At 40.6% G+C, this 1,713-nt stretch carries 3 protein-coding genes; all 3 read right to left on the bottom strand.

Annotated elements, in window-relative coordinates; all coding sequences use genetic code 11:
• Positions 1-134 precede the first annotated feature (134 nt).
• On the bottom strand, positions 135-653 hold the full coding sequence (locus tag WAM07_RS03700) for a DinB family protein (protein ID WP_422164875.1): 519 nt from the start codon (positions 651-653) through the stop codon (positions 135-137).
• Between the two features lie 136 nt (positions 654-789).
• Complete coding sequence (locus WAM07_RS03705) at positions 790-1,158, bottom strand: hypothetical protein (protein ID WP_422164877.1); 369 nt, start codon at positions 1,156-1,158, stop codon at positions 790-792.
• Positions 1,159-1,286: 128 nt separating this feature from the next.
• Positions 1,287-1,713: hypothetical protein (locus tag WAM07_RS03710; protein WP_422164879.1), on the bottom strand; the 427-nt coding region annotated here is incomplete at its 5' end.

Consider the following 1,713-nt stretch of genomic DNA (forward strand, 5'->3'; position numbering starts at 1 on the left):
TCCTAATGTAAGAAGGAATTGAGAAATTCGGAACCAGATTTTTTTCATGATCCCACTCCTTTAAACTGCTAAGAATTCTAAGAGCTCAGAGTAAGATAAATTGTTTCCTGATAACTTTAATAACTTCCTGACTCTTAATCGTTTTGATTTAATATGCGTTTAACCGCTCTTATTTGCCCACGATGGTTGATTTCGTCTTCCATCACATGAAACCACAGGTAGTATTGATTATAAGGAACACCGTGACTCCACTTATCTTCTTCCAACAGCCACTGATCATTTTTAGCGGCTAGTGTGGCCATTGTGTTTACCCGAACTTGATTTAATTGATCTATGTAATAGTCTACAGGTTGATGGTGGATCTTTTCTCTAGCCTGGTCTCCAAGCTCTAGAGGCAGTTTCCAGTCAGCGTACTCCTGCACTGTTAAGTCTCTTTTTTCAAAAGACACTACTTGATGCACAAATTCGATGGATGCGATATGCATTAACAGTGCACCGATGGTGTTCGATGACTGATCCGTAAGAGCATCTAAATCTGCCTGGCTCAGATTAGCAATCTCTTGCAAAGTAACCTCCCGTGTGTGCTCAAGCATCGATACAAGCTCCCCTATTTTTTCTGTATAGCCATCATTTGATTTTATGCGGTAATCCATCTTCTTCCCCCTTTGTTTGTATATTTTAGGTTACCAGAGTTTAGTGAAAATCATAGTCTGGTATTTTCCATCATTCCGTTATATGCTGAAGATGGTATAAGAAAAGGACCGCTGTATAAGCCTCCCTGTGTTCGAATTAATCCTGTTCCTGTTTATTACGGAAATACTCCACCGCTTCCCGCAATCGTTTATTTTCCTGTTTTAAGGCTTCTACATCTTCCTCGTGGATCCATTTGTAGAGCAGCAAGACGCTGACTATTATTAGACAAATCCACCATCCGATCAAAGAGAACCATTCCGGTTCATGACGATACTCATAATAAAATTGGCTGACATGAAAGTGGGTAAAATGTATCAGCGCTACAAACGATATAAGCAGCCAATTCCACCAGGGCCCTTCTTTTTTTCCATTGGTCTTTTTATATTTAATGGACCATGCCCAGTAGCCGATTACCAGAACGATAAACCAGATAAAGACGCCCCATGAGGTTGAACCAAAGAACATATGATCCTCTCCCATCTCTGTTTTCATGATTATTTTAATGGTCGAAGCTCTGATCCTTTTCTAATAAAGGTGCTTTCTAAGCCCCTACGAATAACAGCATAATTCAATCGTCATTCATCTATATCGTATTACGCAGGCTTCTTTCTTACGCTATGACTTGCATAAATAATAAATGCCAAAATGAAGGGATACATCAACACCCCGCCGATAAGGACTAAACCAAGTACTGGAGCAGGATCGTCTGCCGGATGATTAATGGGAAAAACTGACACAAACATGTAAGTCATAAAAATAAAATAAGGAAACCAGAGTATCACCGTGAGGTAATCTGATTTCCGTTTCTCCATCCATCGGGTAAGGACCAGGTAACAAACGACCGCTCCCCCAACCACCCAAATTCCGAGAAGGAGCATTGACACATTGACCACCACGCTTAACTCCATGTTTAACAGCCTGCTGAGCCGATAAGTATTAACCATCAGCTCAGCCGCTGCAAAAAAGAGGAAAGCAACTAGTATACTGACTGCATTTATTTTCCCAAAGTAAGCCATACAT

The organism is Halobacillus sp. (genome assembly GCF_049282395.1).
Lineage (GTDB): Bacteria > Bacillota > Bacilli > Bacillales > Halobacillaceae > Halobacillus.